This is a genomic window from Desulfosporosinus orientis DSM 765 (genome assembly GCF_000235605.1).
GTDB classification, from domain to species: domain Bacteria; phylum Bacillota; class Desulfitobacteriia; order Desulfitobacteriales; family Desulfitobacteriaceae; genus Desulfosporosinus; species Desulfosporosinus orientis.
In genome coordinates this window covers 1,075,792-1,099,391 of sequence record NC_016584.1, presented here as the reverse complement: position 1 = coordinate 1,099,391, position 23,600 = coordinate 1,075,792, and the positions used below count along the sequence as shown (strand labels likewise).

At 43.7% G+C, this 23,600-nt stretch carries 28 protein-coding genes; 3 read left to right on the top strand and 25 right to left on the bottom strand.

Annotated elements, in window-relative coordinates; all coding sequences use genetic code 11:
- Positions 1–32: 32 nt before the first annotated feature.
- The 12 genes from DESOR_RS05300 to spoVAC all read right to left on the bottom strand — a co-directional run bounded on the left by DESOR_RS05300 (position 33) and on the right by spoVAC (position 10,495).
- On the bottom strand, positions 33–998 hold the full coding sequence (locus tag DESOR_RS05300; protein ID WP_014183580.1) for a LiaI-LiaF-like domain-containing protein: 966 nt from the start codon (positions 996–998) through the stop codon (positions 33–35).
- Positions 995–1,465: a PspC domain-containing protein gene (locus DESOR_RS05295; RefSeq protein ID WP_014183579.1), complete on the bottom strand. Its 471-nt coding sequence runs from the start codon at positions 1,463–1,465 to the stop codon at positions 995–997. Before DESOR_RS05295 ends, DESOR_RS05300 begins: the two co-directional genes overlap by 4 nt.
- A 155-nt stretch (positions 1,466–1,620) precedes the next feature.
- The gene (locus DESOR_RS05290) at positions 1,621–1,962 is read right to left on the bottom strand and encodes a hypothetical protein (RefSeq protein WP_014183578.1); all 342 of its coding nucleotides are present in this window, start codon (positions 1,960–1,962) and stop codon (positions 1,621–1,623) included.
- Positions 1,963–2,057: 95 nt separating this feature from the next.
- Positions 2,058–3,146, bottom strand: a complete 1,089-nt coding sequence (locus DESOR_RS05285; RefSeq protein WP_014183577.1) for an LCP family protein — start codon at positions 3,144–3,146, stop codon at positions 2,058–2,060.
- Positions 3,147–3,518: 372 nt separating this feature from the next.
- A complete protein-coding gene (locus tag DESOR_RS29255; protein ID WP_158309009.1) occupies positions 3,519–3,683 on the bottom strand; it encodes a hypothetical protein in 165 nt (54 codons plus the stop codon).
- Between the two features lie 215 nt (positions 3,684–3,898).
- Positions 3,899–4,927: an acyl-CoA dehydratase activase gene (locus DESOR_RS05280; RefSeq protein WP_242832457.1), complete on the bottom strand. Its 1,029-nt coding sequence runs from the start codon at positions 4,925–4,927 to the stop codon at positions 3,899–3,901.
- Entirely contained in the window at positions 4,917–6,062 is a 1,146-nt protein-coding gene (locus DESOR_RS05275; RefSeq protein ID WP_014183574.1) for an acyl-CoA dehydratase activase-related protein, read from the bottom strand. The genes DESOR_RS05280 and DESOR_RS05275 overlap by 11 nt, the downstream gene beginning before the upstream one ends.
- On the bottom strand, positions 6,004–7,038 hold the full coding sequence (locus tag DESOR_RS05270) for an acyl-CoA dehydratase activase-related protein (protein ID WP_014183573.1): 1,035 nt from the start codon (positions 7,036–7,038) through the stop codon (positions 6,004–6,006). The genes DESOR_RS05275 and DESOR_RS05270 overlap by 59 nt, the downstream gene beginning before the upstream one ends.
- Positions 7,039–7,061: 23 nt before the next feature.
- Positions 7,062–8,555, bottom strand: a complete 1,494-nt coding sequence (locus DESOR_RS05265; protein ID WP_014183572.1) for a spore germination protein — start codon at positions 8,553–8,555, stop codon at positions 7,062–7,064.
- Between the two features lie 54 nt (positions 8,556–8,609).
- Positions 8,610–8,972: a stage V sporulation protein AE gene (spoVAE, locus tag DESOR_RS05260; RefSeq protein WP_014183571.1), complete on the bottom strand. Its 363-nt coding sequence runs from the start codon at positions 8,970–8,972 to the stop codon at positions 8,610–8,612.
- Between the two features lie 15 nt (positions 8,973–8,987).
- On the bottom strand, positions 8,988–9,995 hold the full coding sequence (spoVAD, locus tag DESOR_RS05255; RefSeq protein ID WP_042330842.1) for a stage V sporulation protein AD: 1,008 nt from the start codon (positions 9,993–9,995) through the stop codon (positions 8,988–8,990).
- Positions 9,996–10,024: 29 nt separating this feature from the next.
- The gene (gene spoVAC / locus DESOR_RS05250; protein ID WP_014183569.1) at positions 10,025–10,495 is read right to left on the bottom strand and encodes a stage V sporulation protein AC; all 471 of its coding nucleotides are present in this window, start codon (positions 10,493–10,495) and stop codon (positions 10,025–10,027) included.
- A 198-nt stretch (positions 10,496–10,693) separates the two neighbouring features.
- On the opposite strand from spoVAC, the gene spoIIAA reads away from it, so the two are divergent.
- The 3 genes from spoIIAA to sigF are packed head-to-tail and all read left to right on the top strand — an operon-like array spanning position 10,694 to position 12,300.
- The gene (gene spoIIAA, locus DESOR_RS05245) at positions 10,694–11,038 is read left to right on the top strand and encodes an anti-sigma F factor antagonist (protein ID WP_014183568.1); all 345 of its coding nucleotides are present in this window, start codon (positions 10,694–10,696) and stop codon (positions 11,036–11,038) included.
- A 1-nt stretch (position 11,039) separates the two neighbouring features.
- Positions 11,040–11,480: an anti-sigma F factor gene (spoIIAB, locus tag DESOR_RS05240; RefSeq protein ID WP_014183567.1), complete on the top strand. Its 441-nt coding sequence runs from the start codon at positions 11,040–11,042 to the stop codon at positions 11,478–11,480.
- 13 nt (positions 11,481–11,493) lie between these two features.
- Positions 11,494–12,300 (top strand): RNA polymerase sporulation sigma factor SigF, encoded by an 807-nt coding sequence (sigF, locus tag DESOR_RS05235; RefSeq protein WP_014183566.1) that lies wholly within the window; start codon positions 11,494–11,496, stop codon positions 12,298–12,300.
- 6 nt (positions 12,301–12,306) lie between these two features.
- Here sigF and DESOR_RS05230 read toward each other — a convergent pair whose 3' ends face one another.
- From DESOR_RS05230 to DESOR_RS05170, 13 genes are all read right to left on the bottom strand, one after another.
- Positions 12,307–13,455, bottom strand: a complete 1,149-nt coding sequence (locus DESOR_RS05230; RefSeq protein ID WP_014183565.1) for a D-alanyl-D-alanine carboxypeptidase family protein — start codon at positions 13,453–13,455, stop codon at positions 12,307–12,309.
- Positions 13,456–13,599: 144 nt separating this feature from the next.
- The gene (locus DESOR_RS05225; RefSeq protein WP_014183564.1) at positions 13,600–14,097 is read right to left on the bottom strand and encodes a CoA-binding protein; all 498 of its coding nucleotides are present in this window, start codon (positions 14,095–14,097) and stop codon (positions 13,600–13,602) included.
- A 79-nt stretch (positions 14,098–14,176) separates the two neighbouring features.
- Positions 14,177–15,478, bottom strand: coding sequence for a pyrimidine-nucleoside phosphorylase (locus tag DESOR_RS05220; RefSeq protein ID WP_014183563.1), 1,302 nt, complete (start codon positions 15,476–15,478; stop codon positions 14,177–14,179).
- Between the two features lie 38 nt (positions 15,479–15,516).
- Complete coding sequence (locus DESOR_RS05215; protein WP_014183562.1) at positions 15,517–16,347, bottom strand: purine-nucleoside phosphorylase; 831 nt, start codon at positions 16,345–16,347, stop codon at positions 15,517–15,519.
- Between the two features lie 15 nt (positions 16,348–16,362).
- A complete protein-coding gene (locus DESOR_RS05210; protein ID WP_014183561.1) occupies positions 16,363–17,532 on the bottom strand; it encodes a phosphopentomutase in 1,170 nt (389 codons plus the stop codon).
- 8 nt (positions 17,533–17,540) lie between these two features.
- On the bottom strand, positions 17,541–18,449 hold the full coding sequence (gene xerD, locus DESOR_RS05205) for a site-specific tyrosine recombinase XerD (protein ID WP_014183560.1): 909 nt from the start codon (positions 18,447–18,449) through the stop codon (positions 17,541–17,543).
- A gap of 68 nt (positions 18,450–18,517) precedes the next feature.
- Positions 18,518–18,718 carry a hypothetical protein gene (locus DESOR_RS05200; protein ID WP_014183559.1) on the bottom strand — a complete coding sequence of 67 codons (201 nt, stop codon included), beginning with the start codon at positions 18,716–18,718 and terminating at the stop codon, positions 18,518–18,520.
- Positions 18,719–18,851: 133 nt separating this feature from the next.
- On the bottom strand, positions 18,852–19,196 hold the full coding sequence (locus DESOR_RS05195; RefSeq protein WP_014183558.1) for a hypothetical protein: 345 nt from the start codon (positions 19,194–19,196) through the stop codon (positions 18,852–18,854).
- Positions 19,197–19,361: 165 nt separating this feature from the next.
- Positions 19,362–20,477, bottom strand: coding sequence for an alanine dehydrogenase (gene ald / locus DESOR_RS05190; RefSeq protein WP_014183557.1), 1,116 nt, complete (start codon positions 20,475–20,477; stop codon positions 19,362–19,364).
- Between the two features lie 103 nt (positions 20,478–20,580).
- The gene (locus DESOR_RS05185; protein WP_042330839.1) at positions 20,581–21,180 is read right to left on the bottom strand and encodes a stage II sporulation protein M; all 600 of its coding nucleotides are present in this window, start codon (positions 21,178–21,180) and stop codon (positions 20,581–20,583) included.
- A gap of 131 nt (positions 21,181–21,311) precedes the next feature.
- Entirely contained in the window at positions 21,312–21,845 is a 534-nt protein-coding gene (locus tag DESOR_RS05180) for an NUDIX hydrolase (protein ID WP_014183554.1), read from the bottom strand.
- A gap of 463 nt (positions 21,846–22,308) precedes the next feature.
- Entirely contained in the window at positions 22,309–22,851 is a 543-nt protein-coding gene (locus tag DESOR_RS05175; RefSeq protein WP_014183553.1) for a 2-oxoacid:ferredoxin oxidoreductase subunit gamma family protein, read from the bottom strand.
- Positions 22,851–23,600 carry a thiamine pyrophosphate-dependent enzyme gene (locus DESOR_RS05170; protein ID WP_014183552.1) on the bottom strand — a complete coding sequence of 250 codons (750 nt, stop codon included), beginning with the start codon at positions 23,598–23,600 and terminating at the stop codon, positions 22,851–22,853. Before DESOR_RS05170 ends, DESOR_RS05175 begins: the two co-directional genes overlap by 1 nt.

Below are 23,600 nucleotides of genomic sequence, written 5' to 3'. Positions count from 1 at the left end.
TAATAGTATGGACATTTTCCCATATTTTAACATCACCGAATCATTACTTTTGGCCGTTTCAGTTGTAGGGATCCGGCAGCTGTAGAAATCTCAAGATCAACTTTACTCTTTGCCTGAGCAAAGTTTGGACTTAACCAGTTTTTATCCTCTAACAGTAAACCTGAGCCCATAAAATTTGTATTACTGGCAACCCCACTAAAACGGATTTTTAAGCCAACATTTTCAGGGACCACTAAAACTACTTTAGAAGCCCCGCTGTCAATTTTTCCTTCGGTGGTTAAACCGGTATCACCAAATTCCAGTTCAAAATCACTCGCTCCCGTACTAATTTTGAACTGCTCTACCAAAAGCTGGCTGAGATCTATTTTTCCATTAATAGCTCCTGCCTCAACGTTCAGATCATAACGCACTTCAGGGGAAAGGTTGAGGGACAGCTCTTTTATACTGCGCGGGCCATTACCTGCCGTTGAAGCGGAAGAGAGCTTGGCCGTAATGGTATCTCCTGAATGCATGACCTCAACAGGGGATTTATGAGTGTCTGAAGCTGAACTCCCGCTTTCCCCTCGGTAAGTCCCAGTCATTAGCTGAACTTTACCTGGATTACTTTCAGTGTTTAAAGTCTTCACTTGCACTTGAGTTCCTCCTAGCTCAAGCTCTACTTTTGCCTTTTTTACATCCGGAGGTAAAGAAACATCAAAAGTTCCACTCTCACTGACGTTGCTTTGAAGTTTGTTTAACATCTGATCAGGCATGGAGTTATCGCCTACAACTAAAGAATATCCAACCATACTTAAGATAAAAATCAGCAATATAGCGCTGAAGGGAATACGTCGATTAAATAATAATCCAATACCCGCCAAAATTAAAATTAATGGCCATAAATCAATAACATGAGCCCAAAAACCCCAAGACAAGTATCCATAGTTGAGAAGGAAGAAGATAATCCCAATGGTAATCAGAAGCAGTCCTCGACTTACATTATCAAAGACTCTTTTCATTTCCTGCCCCCCCGTACAATAATGATGAGCCCTATAAAAATGAGAATGACAGGCCACATTTTACTCATATCAAACCAACGCGGGAAAAAGCGTTCAAGTAAAAAGACCACACCTAAAACTACTAAAATCAAGCCGGCAATTTTAGAGCGATTCTCGTGATTTTCATGATTCTCGTACCGGTCAAAATTCTTAACATTCCCTTCAAGATCAGGCACCTCTTCTTTAGAAAGAGAAATCTCCCCAACCTCAGATTTATAACTCCCGGTATACCCTTTCTGTTCTGCAGGGTTGACAGGAATAATCACCCATGCTGCCAAATAGGCTAAAAAGCCAACTCCTCCCGCAAACAAAGCGACTAAAGCAATCAGGCGCACTAAGGTAACATCGACACGAAAGTAATCGGCAAGTCCCCCACAAACCCCTCCAATCATCTTATCTTGCACTGAACGGTACACTCTCTCTGGCATAACAACTTATCCCCCTATGATCTATTAATTATGGTTCACACTCTTAATTACGTTTAATAACGAAGAAATGTTTCATCCTTATTACAAAAAAAGAAGAAATCCTCAAGCTTTTACAGCCGGATTTCTCCTAAACCAGTTATTTTTAACGATTCAATTTAAATATTAGCATTAATTTCCTCTGTTGCTTTTTCAATTTCCTCTGGTGTCATTCCGCTTTTGCCTAAATTGTATTTAATGGCATCAGCCCAAAATGCACATTTGCTGCTCATCTTTTTAAAAGCCTTAGCATTGCTTTTGCTTCCTTTTGCTCTGGCATCCGCATTTGACTGGACAATAGAACAAATATAAAGAGCTTGTATCCGAGCATCATTATCCAGATCGCTAAATTTCTGGTTCAATTCCGAAATTAAACTTCGATAGTATTCAGAAAACTCCTCAAAAGAAATTTCCGTTTCCATATGCAAGTATTCCTTTAACTTCTCAAGCAGCTTATCCAATGTCCACCCTCCAAATAATTCGCCTACTAAAAATTATCTTATATAGTATATAACCCTTTATCTGAAATGACAAGAGGAAGCTGAGAAGCTATCCTTTATTGAAAAAATACTGAACTTGTCTTTCCCTCTTCTATAAAACGTTTGACAATGGCCTTTGATTTCTTGGGATCAACCTTCCAATAGCTTATATCATTTTCAATGAGAAAATTTCCGGGCAGCGTCTGAGAAACAACTTCCGGATTATTAACCCGCAGCAAAACATTACCTATAGCCCATAATTGACTGAAGGACAGATTAGTTTCTACTGCTTTAGTCATTTGAGAAATAAGGGCCGGTAGTTTTGATAGGGTTTTGACTTGTAAAAATTCACGCTCCATAGCTTTTAGAACGGCTTGCTGACGAGAAGTTCTTGAGATATCCGCTAAAGCATCTTGACGAAATCTTGCGTATTGTAAAGCCTGGGCACCATTCAAACGTTGAGTCCCTTTCTTGAGATTAATGACTCCATCCTTAGCATCTCCCGTGACATAATACATATTTTTTTCCACAGTAAGAGTTATCCCTCCCAAAGTATCGATGATTGTCTTAAAACCATCAAAATTGGTTAAAACATAACCATCAATAGGCTGAGCGATAAGTTGCTCTATTATTGCTTGGGTGGTTTTAAGTCCTTTCCCCAGCCGGGCAGCTGCATTTATTTTTTCTTTACCCCTGCCTGGAATATTAACTTGTGTGTCCCGAGGGATAGAGAGAAGATTCACCTTACCATTTTCCGTATTAATACTGGCCACTAAGAGAGTATCTGTGTTACTGTAGGATTTTTCACCCGGTCTTTGATCCACTCCAACTATGAGTACTGTAAAACGCTTTTGCATAGCACTATATGTATGATTGCTTTCCTCAACCTCAATGTCATCCTTTTCCTTGACAGTTTCCGGAATTTGAATTGATTTTTTTTCCTGAGAATTTTGGTTATTCTCAATGTGATCAGGATTTAGAATTGGTCTGGTTTCTGTCCCTCCTTTAGCCAGAGTTATGGGGATTCTTTCATTGCTAATGACCTGATTGATGAGAAAGCTGCCCAACACTAAACTAACACCTATTAAAAAACCTAGAAGCATGGATTTTTTATAGGCTCCTATGACCCGGAAAAGCGTTATCATCTGTTTCTTTTTTTCCGTCATCCGAGTCCACTCCCATCTAATCTTTTTTCTTTAGCATCAAACATTCTCCTCAGAAATATTCCTAGATTATTAAAAAAGATAAAATCTTTTATACCCAATTTTTCGGAGATCTAGACAATCACCCTTGAAAAATGTAGCACAATGTAAAAAAATGCATATAATACCATGTAAAGCCTCCCTACACATAACCTTCGCACCAACCTTAAAGAACTTAATCCATCGAAAGGGGGGAGACTGGTATGAATAACGGATACAATCGTTTCTCTACAATTCAAAGAAATCCTTGCCTATTTAGACAAAACAGCACCCGCTCAACTTCCACATATTATTCAGCCCGACAACCATATGCGCCGAGGATCAACGATTATTTCCTCACCTCTTTCGGTAATCCACGTCAGACCTCCAATTGTATCCCATCACCTTTACTGCCGTTACCTCCGCTACCCTATTTGCCCAACTCTCCTTATACCGCTCAGCTTCCCTTCCCTCATTCTCCATCTTTCCCTCTTCAATTCTCTTCTCTTCCAGCAGCCGCATATTCTTATGCACCAACCGTTTCTTCAAAAGGTTTGACAATCGTTCTAATTGCGACTCTGATTATGGTAGCTCTGGACCTAGTCATAGTCCGCCCGCAAAAAGGACGTATAACGCATTAATTTATGCGCATACGTCCTTTTATAACGCTATGGACTTGCTGTTGGTATATAACACGAAAGGCTTCAGCTGCCTTTAAAGTTTTAACATGACAATGGTCAAGCTCCCCGCTGTTCTTCCTGGGGGCCTGTTCTGCCGGTTTGATGAGCGGACACTCTTCCAACATTCGACCACTTGCCGCAACGGTCCCCCCACCGGGCCAGGCTCGTTCCATCCTGAGATATTTCGACAACTTCGCACCGATTAGCACACCCGGTACAATCAAAACTTTTAGCTTGAAACTGAGTTTCTCCTATATTTAAACCACGGAACTGGGTCCTGCTGTTTTGCCGTAATCCCACTTGTTCCTGAGCCAAATAGGCTGCTCCTAAAGCACCCATGACATCAAAATTTTCCGGTACAATGATAGGCTGACCCAACTCTTGTTCAAAAGCTTTACATATCCCCGGGTTGGCTGCCACCCCCCCTTGAAAGAAGATAGGACCCCGTATATCTTTGTTTTTACCCACATTGTTTAGATAGTTCCTCACCATAGCCTGGCATAGCCCTGCCAAGATGTCTGGAAGAGAGTGTCCAAGCTGTTGCTTATGAATCATATCTGATTCAGCAAAAACAGAGCATCGTCCCGCAATTCGTACAGGGTTTTTGGCTTCTAAGGCCATGGGCCCAAATTCTTCAATCTTGATCCCTAAGCGAGAGGCTTGTTGATCAAGGAAGGATCCCGTGCCTGCGGCGCATACGGTATTCATCGCAAAATCAGAGACAACCCCATCCCGGAGAATAATAATCTTGGAATCTTGCCCGCCAATTTCCAGAATGGTCTGGACCTGAGGGTTAACTCGTGAAGCGGCCACGGCATGAGCTGTGATTTCATTTTTGACAACATCCGCACCTAATAAGGTAGCCGCAAGCTGACGAGCGCTGCCCGTAGCTCCTACCCCTATGATTTCAGCAGACGTCCCAACCTTAGATTTTAACTGTTTTATTCCCTCTTGAATGATTTGCATAGGACGACCCTGTGTTCTAAGATATAGTGCTTCTTTCACGGCATTGTCCGACCCCAGCAAAACCATATTCGTACTTACCGATCCAACGTCAACACCCAGAAAGTATTTATCATCCGCCAACACCTAACACTCCTTCTCTTGATGGTACTCTTTCGCGCAAGCGACGCGGCCTTTCCAGCAGATCAACATACGCCTCTAAACGTGTTTGTATCCCTGCATAACCAGTATGCTCATCCACAATAAGCGTCATAATCGGAACCTTATACTCTTCCTGAACTTTAGTTAAAACACTGGCCGCAACAATCTCGGGCATGCAGGACAGTGGAAATAGCTGAATAATACCATCATAGCCTTCCCTGGCAAATTTTACCGCAGCACCCACAGTTTCCAGGCCGTGCCCTCCCACAAAATGGGGCAAAAAGGGCTTTGCGTATCTGGGATAAGACCTGATGGAACGATAACCTGGGGCCAGCCCTTGAAAAATATGGCTGCCAACCCACCCTGAAAGATAGATAGACCGATCAACTTCCACACCGAGACGTCCCAGTTCTTCCTCAATCCCCACTGAACTAAAAGGATCAAGAATTGTGTAAATTTCACCAACAATTCCTATGCGTAAAGGTTGGTCAGGAGCTAATGAATGCCGGATCTTTTCTTGACGTTCACGAATGCTCTCTTGCAGCCAACGAACAGTATCCTGAATGCCCTTTTCGCTCATTGCCTGGGTAAGTTGTTCCCGGGCTTTTTCATATAACTTCTCGGTTTCTAAGGGGTCCGGAAGTCTTGGTCGGGCTGCATGGATTAAATCCTCCACTCGATCCAAAGCCACACTTTTTTTATAAGCAAACATCATGGACTTAATAATTTTTGCCCAGGAATTCTTAGTTCCTGCCAAAAAGCGAATACGTTTGGCTAATCCCATTAAACTTCCATCAGGAGGTTCCAGAGTGACTACTTCATAGTCATATCCGGCGTCCCGAAGAATCTGTCGTTCCACTTCACCATAATAACCAAACCGGCAAGGTCCAATCCCCCCAGTTATCACAATAGTATCTGCCCCATCATTGGCAGCTTCCAGATAATTGCCTAAGTTTAATTTTAGAGGTAAACAGGCGGATTCCGGTGATAATTTGGTTCCTAAATTGAGAGTGTGTTTACTGTTATATGGGGGAACCACGACATCAATATTAAGAGATTCAAAGAGCGTTTGAATCACGATCCAGGCATTTCCCATATGTGGAAACGTAACCTTCATGGGCCCTCCTCCTTTCAACCATATCCAAAAAGGCTTCCAATCTTGTAACTAGCCCAGCTTCTCCACTATGTTCATCAAGGGTAACAACCATATAGGGCTTGTGATTTTCTCTTGCTTTTCGAGATACGAGTTCTTGGATCATAGAGTCCGTCCCACATCCAAAACAAGTAAGATAGATAATTCCATCAATCTTTTGGTCCAGTACAAATTTCTTGCCCGCACCGAAAATTTGTTTAGAATGACTCCAAAATATTTTCTTCCGCAGTTCGGATAAATGCGATTCAACATCCTCGGAATTAACATTTTGGACCAATTCTACATCAGCTTTCTCACGAAGCTTATTGAGCAGGTTTAGATTGGCATAGGATTCATGGGTTAAGTAGGAATGCCCAACTAAAGCAATTCTCAGGCGCTCTTTGTCTGGATTAAGCCCGCCATCTTTAGGCTTCTTTATAATTGAAGGCTGGTTGGATTCACGCAGACTCTTCTCAAACTCCCATCCTGCCCCCATAGAATCCTGATACTTATGCTGACATTCTAACCCAGCCCTGAAAGCCTTTCGGACATCAGATTTGCTTTTGCCTAATTGTGAACCTAAGACCTCCAATTCCTTCAAGACTTGACGTTTGCCATTTCGCCAATTGAGGGTAACTGTCAAAACGTTCATTCCCTCCGGAACAGCTGGAAGAACACTTTCAGGAATACCCAGAAATTTGGGACATGTATACGTATTTGCCTCAACACTAACGATACGGGGGAGAAAAATGTAATCGACATTCTTTAAAAATCGAATATGACCAGCAAGAAGTTTAAGAGGCAAACAGGTTTCGTCGCTGGCCTTCTTCAAACCCTCATCCATAATCTGCCGATGGGTGGAAGGCGAAGTTACTACCTCAATATCTAGATAATTGAAAAACCCTGCCCAAAAAGGAAAGTGTTCAAAATAATACAGTGCACGAGGAAACCCAATTTTCACGATTGCCGGCATCCTTTCAGATTCTATTTGCCGCTTCCCTGCGGCTGGCGGTCTTGATCTTGTGGTTTGGTAATACCCGGTCGTTGGTTCTTAAGAGTCACAGGGGAACGTACCAAGATTCTTTTCATAGCATCATAATTAAAGGGCAGAAGCGGCCAGAGGTAGGGAACATCAAAGGATTTTGTTCGCCATAAAAGAAAGAATAGTGCTGCAACTCCCACCCAGAACCCAATAAAATTAAAGAGTCCCGTCATGATAACAAGAAACAGCCGAGATATACGGTTGGCAAGCCCTAATTCATAGCTCGGTGTCGCAAAGGTGCCCACTGAAGCGATAGCGATATATAGGACAACCTCTGGAGTAAACAGCCCGACTTTTACTGCAATATCCCCAAGCATGAAGGCCGCAATCAAACCTAACGCTGTACCAAGAGGACCTGGAGTATGAATAGTTCCTAAACGCAGCAAATCCACACCCACCTCAGCCAGGATTACCTGGACCAGCAATGATACTTTGGCAGGCTTGGTTACTCCTATAAAGGCCAGCCAATCCGGCAGAGATTGTGGATTAAGTGCGGCTCCCAGCCAAAGAGGCAATAGAAAGAGAGCTGCAAAGATCCCCGCAAATCGAACCCAACGCAAATAAGCTCCGACAACAGGTTCCTGGCGATATTCTTCGGCGTGCTGAACATGACTCCAAAATGTAGACGGGGCAATCATAACGGAAGGAGATGTATCCACGATCAGGATTACATATCCTTCTAGCAAATGAACAGCCGCTACATCCGGGCGTTCCGTGTAACGGACACGGGGATAAGGATTCCAAAATTTACTTCCTAAGATAAACTCCTCAACGCTTTTCTCAGCCATAGGAATGCCATCAACTTTTATACCTTGAACATCTTTTTGAATCTTTTGGACCATGTCTAAATTCGTAATATCTTCAATATAAGCAATACAAACATCGGTTTTAGACCGGCCGCCCACTTGAACTAATTTCATCCTCAGTTTTGGATCTCGTAAACGGCGACGAATTAACGCCGTATTCATAACCAATGTCTCGGTAAACCCGTCACGGCTTCCTCTTGTCACGCGCTCGATATCCGGTTCCTGGGGAGTTCGTGCCGGATAAGTCCGTATATCAACAATGATGGCTTTATCTTGACCTTCTACAAAAATCGCCATGGGCCCTGACAACATAAAGTAAAAGACTTTATCCATGGTCTGAACTTCAGATACTTGTAAATTTACAATTCGGCCTTTAACTAATTTTTCCAAAGCATTGACAATCAGATCTGATCGCTCTAAATCAATTAAGGCATCGATGATCATGCTGGCAACTTGCGTATTGACCATGCCATTTACTGAGTAAATGGCAACACGTTTGCCCCCAATGGACATTTCCCGAACCACAATATCAAAACTATCCGGTACTCCCAATTCCTTATTTAAATAATCCACGTTCTCTTGATAATTTTTACTGACGGGAATGTTTTTCTCACTTGAATTATTGTGCATAGATACAATCCCCCCTGTCCTGTTCCAAAGTTCCAGGAAATTAAATAGGCCAGTTTACCCTTTCGGCTTGAAAGCGACGGACATTAGATATCCAAAAAAGACAGCTGTTGCAATTCCTACCGCTGTTGCCTCAACTCCTCCCGAAAAGGCGCCCAGAACCCCCCGTCTTTGAACAGCCTCCATTGCCCCTTTCGCTAACGAATAGCCAAAACCCGACAAGGGGATTGAAGCTCCAGCCCCTCCGATTTTAACTAATGGTTCATAGACTCCCAAGGCCCCAAGGATAGCTCCGCCGGAGACAAAAGTTACCAGTACATGAGCCGGAGTAAAGGAAGGCTTTGTTAAATCCATTAAAAGTTGTCCGATGACGCAAATTGTGCCCCCAACAAGAAAGGCCGGAATAATCATCTCAAACATATTAAGTCCTCACTTTCACCCTTCAATAACAACTGCATGACCAATACCTGGAATAGATTCTCCTTGTAAAGCGGACGTCGGGCTATGAAGGGCGCCGCTGCCTACCAACATAACTTTTTTCAATTCACCGGCTTTTATCCTTTGCATTATATCTCCGGCAAAAACAACCGCTGAACAGCCGCAGCCGCTTGCTCCTGAATGAACATCCTGACTTTCATCGTAAATCATAACTCCACAATCTGTAAAACTTGTCCCTATATCCATACCGCTTTGTTTTAAGAGTTCACAGGCTAACCCTAACCCGATTCTGCCCAAATCACCTGAAGCAATAAGATTATAATCCGCCGGCTTGAGCTGCATATCCAGAAAATGATTTAAAATAGTATCTGCAACTGCCGGAGCCATTGCTGCACCCATATTGTTAACATCTTTTATTGCATAATCAATCACTCTGCCAATTGTCGCAGAGGTGATGCGAGGACCTTGTCCGAACTGTCCCAAAAGGACACTACCCGCTCCTGTCACAGTCCACTGTGAACTCATCGCCCTTTGCGCCCCCTGCTCTGTAGGTAATCGATATTGGCGCTCTGCCGTATCATGATGACTCGAGGCTCCCACCAATACATTGCGTGCAAAACCGCCATCGATTAGCATACTTCCTAAAGCCATACCCAGAGCCATCGTTGAGCAGGCCCCATATATTCCAATAAAGGGCAGCGCCAATTGACGGGCAGCATAATTAGCTGAGATAATTTGATTAAGTAAATCACCAGCCAACATAAAATCGATTTGCTCTTTAGGGAAGGATATTTGATCTATGGCCCCTTGCATCGCCGCTTGAAGCATTTTGCTCTCCGCAACCTCCCAGGATTTCTCCCCGTGAAGTCCATCTTCCCAAACTGTATGAAAGCTTTGCCCTAAAGGGCCTTGACCTTCTTTAGGGCCAACAACCGAATAAGAGGCTAAGATAACCGGTGGATTAGCAAACACCATTGTTTGATTCCCCACTCTTTTTAAGTTCATCTTTAATTCATCCCCATTCAAAGTTAGGATCACAAGTGTAAGAGATAATAAGCAACGCCTACCACTATGGATGTAGCAATACCATAGACCAGTACTGGTCCGGCAACTGTAAACAATTTTGCACCTACCCCCATGACATACCCTTCCCGTCGAAATTCCATGGCCGGTGCAACAATAGAATTTGCAAAGCCTGTTACGGGAACAATGGAACCCGCACCTGCAAATTTCCCGATTTGATCGTAGACTCCTAACCCCGTCAATAAAGCACCTAAGAAAATCATAGTTGCGGTTGCCGCCGTGGATGCTTCAACTTGTGCAAGGCCAAGGGTTTTGAATATATTGATGAAAATCTGTCCTATGGAACAGATAATTCCACCAACGATAAAGGCAAGAATGACATTTTTCATAATGGTCGGCTTTGGTGTATATTGTTGTGACAGTTTCTGATAGTCTTCCGGTGTCACCGAGATTGATGGTTTTTGCATGTTTTCATTTGCCATTCCAATACCCTCCTTTCTTAAAGATTGCCAGATAATTACTATTATCTGGAATTTAAGGATAAAATATACTATCAACTTAGAGAATCAATTAAAATTCCATTTTCGACACAGCTTTCCAAGGAATTCCCTAAATCCCAGCAGGAAAATTATGGTTAACAGCGAAACCCTTAATACAGATATAGTTTAGGGGGAATGGTCTTGAACCTAGAAAAAAAAATAGAACGACTAACCCTGCTTCTGCGTATAGAGGGAGAACTGGATATGCACACGGCCTCAACTCTTCGACATGCCATCGATAGTGAGATTGAGAAGCGAGGAATACGTACAGTAATACTTAATCTTCAAGATGTTCAATTTGTCGACAGTTCAGGATTGGGCGTAATCCTCGGCAGGTACAAGAAATTGCTTCCCTTGGGCGGGAAATTAAAAATTACCAATGTACCCCCTCATATTTACAAAATTATGGAATTATCCGGTTTACCTAAAATTATTAGCTTTTATATCGATGAAGCACACGCTTATGAGGAAGGAAGGGGAGCTTAATATGAAATCCAACCAAATATCCCTTACATTTTCCAGTATTGCAGAAAATGTAGGTATCGCCCGTTTGCTCATTGCATCTGTTGGAGGCCAACTAGATCTTTCCCTCAATGACATTGAGGAGCTAAAGGTAGCCGTTTCCGAGGCAGTTTCCAATGCAATTATTCACGGCTACCAAAATGTGCCTAATAATATTGTCTACCTGGATTTGGATATTTCTACTGACGGTATTCTGACAATCGTAGTAAAAGATGAAGGCTGTGGAATCTCGAATGTTGAACAAGCGATGCAACCCGCTTATAGTACGGATCCTGAGCGAATGGGCCTGGGCTTTGTCTTCATGCAGTCTTTCATGGACGAGCTTCAAGTCGAATCTGAACTTGAAGTGGGAACAACGGTGACCATGAAGAAGCACTTCAAGCAAATACCCATCTCCTCTCATTAAGGGGGAGTGCATTATGATTCAACGACTTTCAGAAATGAACCTCCCCCATTTTCCTTTGCTTACAGATAAAGAAATGATGGAGTACCTTCACGCTGCTAAGGAAGGAGATGCCGAAGCACGCGAACGACTGATAAATTGCAACTTGAAGCTAATCTTTAACTTGGTTCAGCGTTTTGCCCATCGGGGTTACGAAATGGAAGATCTCTTCCAGATCGGTACCATCGGTTTGATAAAAGCCATTGACAAATTTGATTTTAGCTATGGCGTTAAATTCTCCACATATGCTGTCCCTATGATCATTGGCGAAATACGCCGCTTCCTCCGTGATGATCATCCTGTAAAAGTTCCCCGTTCTTATAAAGAGCTGGTTTATAAGGTCAACCGCGCTCGAGATGAACTTTCAGCTTCTTTAGGCAGGGAAGCAACCATTGGTGAAATTGCCGAAAATATTGGGGTTGACCGAGATGAGATCGTGGCAGCCCTTGAAGCCATCCAAAGTCCAACGTCTATTTATGACACTCTGTATCAAGACGACTCTGATCCCATCTACGTCCTCGATCAACTTTCTGAAGAGAAAGGGCCCGAATCCAGCTGGTTTGAGAAAATTGCTCTCAATGAAGTCTTAGATAAGCTTCCGGAGAGGGAAAAACGCGTTCTCCTTATGCGTTTTTTTGAAGATAAGACTCAAAGTGAAATAGCCGCTCTGCTTAATCTCTCGCAAGTTCAGATTTCTCGTATAGAGCGAGCGGCACTCCTGAGAATTCGCGAATTATCTAAAATCAATGATCACTCTGACCAGGACGACTCTGAAACAGATTAATATCTCTTAAAAACCAAATACACTTTTCATAGTACGGTTTAATTGGTCAACGAATCCTGCTCTTGCAACTGTATGATCAGCAACTAGATTGACACTTGCCTGTAATTGGTCATTCTGAAAGAGACGAACCTCTCCTAATTTTTGTCCTTTTTCAATAGGTGCATTGATTTCTGGGTTAAGCTTTGTCTCGACCCAGAAATTTTTGTCTTTACCTTTTTCCACCGTAGCTCCAAAGGCCTTCTCCGTTAGAGCAGCAATTTCGTTTTCAGCCCCTTTGCTTATTTTCACCACGCCCTGCTTTTGCCCAGCCGGAGCAAATTGCTTAAATTCATATTTAGCAAAGCCATAATTGTAAATTTTCATTGATTCGGCAAAATGTCCTCTGACTTGGGGGACTCCCATCACAACGCAAATTAAACGCAAGCCATTTCTTTCCACAGTAGAAGCTAAACAATATTTAGCTTCATTTGTCCATCCTGTCTTGAGTCCATCGGCTCCAGGATACCACCACAGCAGTTTGTTGGTATTCCAAAGCTTAAACTTGCCTTCCCGCAAGTCATATTCTTTGATACTCGTCAACTTACGAATCAGAGGATATTTAAGAGCTTCCCTTGAAATCACAGCCAAATCATAGGCGCTGGTATAATGCCCTTCAGCAGGCAAGCCGTAGGCATTGGCAAAATGCGTATTCTTCAGTCCTAACTCTTGAGCCTTACAATTCATCTCTTCCACAAAAGCCTCATGGGTGCCATCGATATGTTCAGCAACGGCAACACAGCCATCGTTAGCTGAGCCGACGGCAATGGCTATGAGCATCTGCTCCAGAGTAAAGGTTTCCCCGGGTTCCAGATAAATTTGGGAACCTCCAAGCTTACAGGCATTCTCACTGGCAGTTACAACATCTGTTAATTTTACTTTGCCGGAATCCACAGCCTCTGCCGCTATTAATAAGGTCATTATTTTAGTTACACTGGCCGGCGGCAATTCTTTATGGGACTCTTTCTCATAGAGAATACGTCCTGAAGCTGCGTCCATCAGAACAGCACTTGCTGCCTCTGTCTCGATTTCAACTCCCATTACAGGCTGTACATTGGTAAAGCCTATGTTTCCAAGAACAATTGCCGCAGCAAAAATCATTGATAATACTTTGCGCATCTTTGTCCCCCCTCATGAAATTAGTGTGAATTTATTATTCCCGAAATAATAAATTATATTGGATTAAAGCATTAAATTAAAAAGGAGCAGTCTCATAATGAATGTCCTCGAACACTCATTATGAGACTGCTCCTTTTTAATTTCCTAATACCTGCCAAAGCGTTTTATGGGTACTTTTTCATCCCTTAGTCCATGCCAATAACAAGGACTTAAATAGCGCAGACTTACTTTTCCAGGATAAGTTTTATGGCGAAGTACGCATCCCCGAATAACCTCAATCCCCGCACTTTCACATTCTTGCTGAAGATCTTTGGACCAAGTTTGTTCTTGAAACCAAATTTTTGTGCAGCCGGCAGACGAAGCATCTGCAACTAATGTTTTAAGTTTTTCCGGCAAGAGACAGGGTACTATGACAGTTACTTTGCCTGTCAGCTGAGCCAGATTAGCATAGACTTTACTGCCTTCTACCCGACCTACACCATCCGCAACAGGATAGACCGTACAGCCAAAGTCTTTTAAGACTCGCCACACCTTCCAGGCATGTTTATGCTTTATAAATTTTAAAGTATCGCCAAGTACAGCAAACGTATCCTGAGTGGTTATTCCATGGGCCAAAGGGTAAACCTTTTTTTCTCGTACCATTGTAAAAAATCCACCTCCTCACTTGCACCTATACTATGCATACGTAAGGAGGGGGATATTATGAATTACATAAAAACCACTATTGTAAAACCTCTTCAATTAATGGAGGTCTCTCCGGAATTTCACTGCTTATGGATATTAATTCTTGAGCCAAATGAACTCCTTCTGACAACCTCTCTTGGTCCCTCCCGTAAAGCTGTATAACAGGTTCTTCTGCCTCAACCCATTCTCCAGCTTTTTTAGCAAGGTAAACGCCTGCACCTAAATCAATGGAACTTTCTTTAGTCATTCTGCCTGCACCAAGAGTCATGGCTAATAGCCCAATTTTATGAGCATCAAAGGATTGTACATACCCCGATTCCTTAGCAAGAATCGGCAAACTCCAGGGAGCAACCTTTAGTCGTCTTTCTTTAACTGCTTGAACGTCCCCCCCTTGTTCCATCAAAAACTCCAAGAATTTTTGCCAAGCTGCTCCGCTCTCGATGCTCTCATGCAGGAGTTTCTTTCCAGTCTCAACATTTGGAGCTATTCCTCCTGCCACGAGCATCCAAGAACCGAGTTCCAGGCAAACCTTCATTAAATCATCAGGTCCTTTTCCCTGCAAGGCATCGATGACCTCAAGTACTTCCAGGCAATTTCCCACAGCCCTGCCCAGAGGCTGATTCATATTGCTTAATACGGCAATGGTCTGTCTTCCCAGAGCATTGCCGATGTCCACCATGGTCTTTGCCAAGGTCCGAGCATCCTCAATAGTTTTCATGAAGGCTCCAGACCCGTATTTAACATCTAAAACAATACCCTGGGCTCCGGCGGCAATCTTCTTGCTCATTACGGAAGAAGCTATTAAGGGAATAGAACTTACTGTCCCGGTGACATCACGCAGAGCATAAAGCTTTTTATCGGCAGGAACCATGTTCCCGGTTTGAGCTATGACAGACAAGCCTATTTTTTTAACCTGCCGTAAGAATTCTTCCTGAGTAAGCTCCACCCGAAATCCCGGAATTGAGCTAAGCTTATCAATAGTTCCTCCCGTATGCCCAAGCCCTCTTCCCGACATTTTTGCCACAGGTACGCCGCAAGCCGCGACCATGGGCCCCAACAAAAGGGTTGTTTTATCTCCCACACCCCCGGTGCTGTGTTTATCTACGAATCGTTCTCCCAGAACAGAAAGGTCTAATTGCTCTCCGCTTTCGGCCATTGTTAAGGTAAGTTCAGCGGTTTCCTCAGGGGACATTCCTCGAAAATAAACGGCCATAGCCCAAGCTGACATTTGGTAATCGGGAATCTCTTCTCGAACATAGCCCTCAATAATAAAATGAATTTCTTCCTTGGTTAAGGAAGCTCCATCCCTTTTCTTTTCGATAAGATCAACCATGCGCATGTGAATCACTCTTTCTAATCACAATAAATAACCCAAACCTAGAGCACTTTCATAAGTCCTTGAACAAACGCCACAAATTTCTTTTCCACTCGTTCGGCAGTTTCCATAACTTCTGCATGACTGAGTTTTTGAGGCAAAATTCCGGCTGCCATATTGGTTACACAAGAAATTCCTAAGACCTTCATACCGCCATGATTAGCAACGATCACTTCTGGGACTGTACTCATACCTACCATATCGGCACCAACCACATGCAAATGGCGAATTTCTGCAGGAGTTTCATAACTGGGACCGCTCATGGCAGCGTACACTCCTTCCTGAGGACGAATCCCATAATCTTCTGTAATCGCTAAAGCCTTTTGCCGCCATTCTGTATTATACCCGTCACTTAAGTCTGGAAAGCGAGGACCCAGATCTGACAAATTTGCCCCGCGCAAAGGATTTTCTCCCATAAAATTAAGATGATCTTTGATTAAAATCAAATCTCCCGGACGGAATTCCGGATTGATTCCTCCTGCAGCATTGGTGACAATGAGTCCGGCTACTCCTAAGGTTTGCATCACCCGAACGGGAAAGGTCACTTCTTGCATGTTGTACCCTTCATAATAGTGAAAACGCCCTTGCATAGCAACAACTGAACGATTCTCAACCTTGCCGAAAACCAATTGTCCGGCATGTCCCTCAACTGTTGAGATAGGAAAATGAGGGATCTCTTTATAACTTATAACTGTTTTTTCCTGAATTAACTCTGCAAAGGCTCCTAACCCCGATCCTAAAATAATCCCCAACTCGGGCTTAGTTGAGATTTTTTCCATTAAATAGCTTCGTGCCTCAGTAAGTTTCCTGTTATAGTCCTTTTCTGAAATCATGAATCATCATCTCCCTTACTTAAGATCTCTATAAAAACTTTTCCCATTGTTTATGGGTTTGGTATTTAGATATTCCGCTACAGTGGCACCCAAATCCGCGAAGGTGGATCTAACGCCCAGATTAACTCCCCCCTGAAGATCCTGTCCAAAGACCAAAAGAGGAACGTATTCCCTGGAATGATCCGTACCCGGCATGGTTGGATCACAACCATGATCCGCCGTGATGACCAGCATATCTTCCGAGCCCAGGGCAGCATAAAGTTCTGGCAGCCGGGCGTCAAAATCCTCTAAGGCTCGGGCATACCCTGCCACATCATTGCGATGTCCATAAAGCATGTCGAAGTCAACTAGGTTTGTCATAATCAGACCAGATTCCGCTTTTGCCATATAATCCAGGGTTTTATCAACACCCTCCATGTTTCCTTTAGTGTGACAATAATCCGTCACACCTCTTCCCGCATAAATGTCATTTATCTTGCCCACTGCACAAACTTCCAGCCCTTGCTCCCGAATATATTCCAATAATATTTTTCGGGGAGGTTCAAGGGCAAAATCATGCCGATTTGACGTACGGTAGAATTCTCCCGGCCTGCCTAAAAAGGGCCTGGCAATAACCCGCCCCACCTGCAGCTCACCGGTCAGCATCTCCCGTGCAATTTGACAGATCCGCATTAACTCAGGCAAGGGAATAATCTCTTCATGGGCCGCTACCTGAAAAACCGAATCGGCGGAAGTGTAGACGATGGGCCTCCCGGTGCGCACATGCTCTTCTCCCAGCCTTTGGATGATTTCCGTTCCCGAGGCAACTTCGTTGCCTATAACCTGGCGTTCTATGGCCGCTTCATAGTGCTCTATGAATTCAGCGGGAAAGCCCTGAGGGAATGTGGGCATTGCCTTATCAAGTATGAGACCGGCGATTTCCCAATGGCCGCTTGTGGTATCTTTACCTGCCGACTTTTCCGCCATTTTTCCGAAACAGCCCTCGGGAGAAAGGGCAGGAGGGACACCGGCGATGGAATGAATATTACCCAGTCCCAGTTTTTGCAGGTGAGGCAAATATAGCCCTCCCTTCTGCCGGGCTATATTTGCCAAGGTGTTGCTTCCCGAATCTCCGTAGCTTTTTGAATCCGGCATTTCCCCGATTCCTACACTGTCTAAGACAATCAGTATAACTCGCCGTGACACGCTATCTTTCACTCCCTAATTTTATCGCCTGCTCTTGGATGTGCTCTTTGAAAAACATCCAGTAATCGTTTCCGTGTTAAATGAGTATATATCTGAGTGGTCGCAATATCTGCATGCCCTAACATTTCTTGAACCGAACGCAGATCGGCTCCATGGTCTAAGAGATGGGTTGCAAAACTGTGACGAACCATGTGAGGAGAAATGGATTGCTCAAGATGATGCTCCTTTGCCCATTTATTGAGAATGTAAGTCACTCCTTGCCTGGTCAATGGCCGTCCGTGGGCATTGATAAATAAACGATCGTTGTTTTGTTTGCCGCACAATCTCTCCCGCGGTCCATTCAAATAACGCTTTAAACTGTTTAGTGATTCTTCACCTAAAGGCACAATCCGCTCCTTATTCCCTTTACCGATGCAGCGCACATACCCTACATCCAGAGAAAAATCGGAGATTGTAAGGTTGATGAGCTCAGAAACCCGCAGTCCACTGCTATATAGTACTTCTAAGATTGTTAAATTTCTCAGAGCCAGATCTGCTTCTTCCTCCCCCTGCAATAGTTTGTCCATTGTTACTTCAGACAACACCTTGGGAAGCGGTTGATTTAGCTTTGGAGTTACTAAATAAGTACTTGGATTATCCTTTCGCAGACCTTCATCAAGCATAAAGGCAAAGAAACCCCGAATGGTAGCGTTACAGCGAGCTATTGTACGAGGAGATTTACCATTCTCTTTGCATTTCAGCAAAAACAAAAATAAATCATTGCCAACACATTCGGACACATTCGTACCTCGTTGCTGAAGGTAGTTCATGAGCTGCTGCAAATCTCTCGCATACGCCTGCCTTGTGTTATCAGAAAGCCCCCGCTCCACATGCAAAAAGGTCAAGTATTTTTTTAGAAGCTTTTCTTCGGAGGCCATGACTCTCCCCCCTTTCTTAATTATCTTCTACACTGAAAGGGGATTTCCCTTGTCTTAGCTCGAGATATCTATCCTTTTAATTCTCTGGGAATTGTCGTTTCTACCCTTAAGGGATTACCATGAGGCTTTTGATTACTATGTAACAACGAAGACATCCAATGATTGCAGATAACAATCAGTTTCGGCAGCAAAAGCGATAGTAAAATGAGAAGGACAAATACCCTTCCAAGATAAAGAATAAATTCTGCCCAGCGTTTTGTTGGCAGCATTACGCTCCCCCCCATCCTTAAAACCTATGCACCTCCTGATTGTCTATATCCTAAAAAGAAAGGACCAAATCTAAGTTTGGTCCCGGCCATTTCCAAAGAGCATTCACTTTTATTGATTTAACATCGAAATTTGTCAGTATTTTCTGGGAAGATCATATCGAGGATTAAACGGCTGGGGGATTCCCATCCGGCGTTCCAGACGCTGTAGCCAATCAGGTTCAAACTGTTCTTCAAAGAGTTCCCACCATAAAGGCTCTTTACCTGGGAGAAAGCCCATCTCTTTCTCCATTCTTTTAAGCCAGCGGGGCTCAAACTGTTTTTCAAAACGCTCCCACCATAAAGGTTCGTAACCTCCTGGATAATTGATGGGATACCAACGCACTTGATTTGGATAATGACCATAAATGGGAACGTATTTATCTCCAGTACGATGCAATGTCTTCACTCCTAACTCCAGCAAGGAATATTTCAATTCCATTATATTCCTGTTTCTGCTTTATGAAAGTTGACCCTTGCACATAGTCTAAAAGTCCTCGTTGACGCACTGGGTCATGATGAGAGGATGTAAAATAAAAAGTGGAACCCAGTTTAACAGGTTCCACTCAATTTAACTGCTTCTGTGGATAGAACTATACCTTATGAATTAGAGTAAAGCTTCTTCCAATGGAGTATACATAATGTTTAAGGATTCTGCAACTGCTTTATAGGTCAGCTTCCCATTAATGACATTAACCCCTTTGCGCAGAGAGCGATTTTCTTGAATAGCTTTGAAATAACCTTTATTGACTATTTCAAGTGCGTAACCAAGGGTTACGTTAGTTAAGGCATAGGTTGAGGTTCGGGCGACTGCTCCGGCAATATTGGGAACCGCATAATGTATGACTCCATGCTTTACATAAGTAGGCTCATCGTGAGTTGTAACACGATCAACGGTTTCAATACTGCCTCCTTGGTCAATGGCAACATCTATGATGACACTTCCGAGAGACATTGCTTGCACCATTTCTTCGGTTACTAAGTGAGGGGCACGAGCACCCGGGATGAGAACAGCTCCAACCAGCAGGTCGGCTTTAGCAACACTATTGGCAATATTAAAGGGGTTGGATGCTAAGGTCCTTACTCTACCATTAAACATCTCATCAATATCACGAAGGCGCTGAGTATTCTTTTCTACGATCGTAACTCCTGCACCAAGGCCAATCGCCATCCTAGCTGCATTCGTTCCGACAATTCCCCCTCCAATGATGGTAACATTCGCAGGAGTTACTCCAGGAACGCCGCCTAGTAAAACTCCTTTTCCGCCACTGGGTTTCTCCAGTAATTGCGCTCCGATTTGAATGGACATGCGCCCAGCTACTTCACTCATTGGAATAAGCAAAGGGAGTGAGCCGTTGTCTAATTGGATAGTTTCATAGGCTATAGCCACTACTTGTTTCTCCATAAGCACCTTTGTCAATTCAGGTTCTTTTGCCAGGTGCAAATAGGTAAATAATATCTGTCCTTTTTTGAAAAACCCATATTCCTCCGGGATTGGTTCTTTGACCTTAATGATCATATCTGCTTTCCAAACTTCTTCGGCTGAATCAAGGATCTGAGCACCAGCATCTATGTACTGTTGATCTGTGATGCCACTGCCTTCTCCAGCAGACTTTTCCACAAAAACCTGATTTCCGGTCAAAGTAAAAGCGTGGACACCTGCAGGGGTAATAGCTACACGACTCTCGTTGTTTTTATTCTCTCTAGGTACTCCAATCAGCATGATTAAACCTCCATCTCAAACTTAGGACTTTATAGTTGTATTATAATGCAACTCTTATACCGATAGCAAGCCTTGAAACTCTCCACTTATTTTACAAACACTCTTAAAGTTTAAATAGACGCAAACCGAGGATCGAAAAATAGCCTTGCGCAACTCCTACAGCGACGGAGCCAATCGAGACAAAGGCAGCAGCAGCTGTATAATAAAGGAACTCCCTACCCAAGGATTCTCCTCGGGCTTTCCCACGAAGTAAAAGAAAAGAAAAAATAGTTGCCAATCCGGCACCGAGAAGCAGTAAGGGAACTCCAAATAACGTCGGAACCAACAAGGTCGTCAATACAAGGGCAATCCCTAACGTTCCTTTGGCACTAATAATAAAACTTATAGTAAAACCTAAAATAAATCCCCGGGTAAAAACAATCAGATAGATTAAGGGCGCTCCGATAATTGTCAGTCCTAAAATCCAAATTCCGGCCATCATTATAAACATATCTCTAGCCAGCTGTCCGAGAAAATCAGGTTCAAAGGTCGTGGGCTGACTTTTTAAGAGTGTATCTAAAAACTTGCCCAGTTGAGACGTTTCAGACCATCCCAAAGCGTTGACGCCAACACCTCCAAAAACCGCACCAGCCAGATAAACACATGAGAGCGTGAGATAAATAACCCAATATTGACGAATGTGTTCGCCAAGTTGTTTCCACATTCTGAACACCCCTTCCATAGCACCCTATGGAATTTTATTCCACAGAAGCAGAAAGTATGTCCACAACTCTGCCAAATTGGCCTCCTCCACCGGATTCAAATTTAAGGTTCCCTGTAAATCTGCAAAAATCATCAAACTCGCCCTTGAGCAAGCAATATGCCAAGAATAGTTTTAGCATCGTTAAACTTGTTCTGCTGCACACGGAACACAGCCTCATCCCAGGGAAGTCGTACAACTCCAATAAATTCATCCTCGTCAGGGGTAAGGGGGTCCCAGACCAAATCCCGAGCCAGAAAAAGATGCATCACTTCATCCGTAAATCCAGGGGTCGTAAAAAAGGTGCTGATATGCTCCATCCTTCCCCGAAATCCCGTTTCTTCACGAAGTTCTCTTATTGCACAATCAAAAGGGGATTCTCTAGGGTCAAGTTTGCCGGCTGGTATTTCCAGAGTTTCTTGCTCAACAGCGTAACGGTATTGTCGAACTAAGAGCAGCTCCCGCTCCTGGACTGCAATAATCCCTACTGCACCTGGATGTCTGACGACTTCACGAAATGATGTATGTCCATTGGGTAAAAGAACCATATCCTTTTCCAAACGAAGCATGCGCCCCTCAAAAACAACCTCACTGTTAATACGTTCTTCCCGCCGGTTATGTTCTGCCAATGTAATTCCCTCTTTTCATATCCTATCTCTATTGATATCTTACCCCATACTCTAACCGAAATTTCAGGAAAAGTGAACCTCGGATATTTTCTAAGGAATGCATTATTTAGAGTAGACCCCCATACCGCTGTCGCAGCATCAGCAGATATGAAAACGAGTGTTCCTTGGGTCGGGCAGCTTCGCCACATCCACTCACCGCAGCACTCCGAGGCTCGCCCCCTCACCGGCGCGGGACTCCGCCAAACCTCCGGGTAGTACCTGATGTTAACCTGTGGCTCCGTTCCCCCGCGCCGTCTTGTGGGCTTTTATCGCCTCTCCATGCAATGGGTTCACTCCTGTGGACGAAGCTGCCCTTTCTTTCGGGTCCACGGGTTCTAAGACTGTTTTGGGGCTTACGGGTTCCTTTTTTCAGAGTAGCAAAACAGAACACCCACTTGATGGAAGCGGGTGTTTATTAACGATCTTAGATTCCTTTCGCCAACTGAATCCCTTTCTCAAGGGCCTGCCGATTGAGGGGGATGAGATTATATCTGTACTCTGGCAAGACTTGCTTTAAAGCCCCTATCACTGATTCCAGGGTCACTGAGCGGGTCAGCTCGATAAAAGCGCCAAGAATAATCATGTTGGAAACCCGATTATTGCCTATCTCACGAGCCATTTCAGAAGCATCGATTTTCAGTACTTGAAGATCTTGGCGCTGAGATTCTATCTGGATTAATGAGGAGTTAATAAGCAGCCGTCCTCCTCGTTTGACATCCTTTTCAAACTTTTCAAGGGAGGGACGATTCAGGACTATCAGGGTATCCGGTTCGGTGATGATCGGAGAACTTACCTCTTCATCTGATATCGTAACCGAACAATTGGCAGTTCCGCCACGCATTTCAGGGCCGTAGGAAGGTATCCAACTGACATGTTTCTTTTCTACAAGGCCAGCATAAGCTAAAAGCTGTCCCATGGACATAACCCCTTGTCCCCCAAAACCTGCCAAGATAATTTTTTGCAGCATTAGGCCTTCACCTCTTCCAGCGTTTTTTTAACGCCTAGCGGATAAACAGGAATCATATTTTCGACTAACCACTTTAAAGACGCCTTAGGTGTATACCCCCAATTTGTAGGACAGGTCGATAAGATTTCAACTAAAGTAAACCCGATGCCTGCCCTTTGAAATTCAAAGGCTGTCTTAATCGCTTTTTTGGCTTTGGAAATTTCTTGGGGATTGTGCACAGATACACGGGCGATATAAGCAACCCCTTCTAAAGTGGCGAGCATCTCCGCAACTCTAAGGGGATACCCTAGGGGAGCGGCTTCTCTTCCTTTGGGAGAAGTCGTGCTTACTTGGCTTAGAAGTGTGGTAGGAGCCATTTGTCCGCCAGTCATGCCATAGATAGCATTATTTACGAAAATTGTTGTGATTTTCTCACCACGGGCAGCGGCATGAACAATTTCTGCTGTACCTATGGCAGCAAGATCGCCATCACCCTGATACGTAAAAACAATCTTTTGAGGATGGACTCGTTTGATTCCCGTGGCTACAGCCGGTGCCCTGCCATGGGCAGCTTGCTGCATATCAACATTAAAGTAGTTATAGGCGAGGACTGAACAGCCAACCGGAGATACGCCAATGGTTTCTTCTCTAACTCCCAACTCGTCTATAACTTCGGCGACGATCCGGTGAATGATTCCGTGAGTACATCCTGGGCAATAGTGTGTTTTTGCCGAGGTTAATGATTCAGGTCGATCAAAAACTGTTATCAT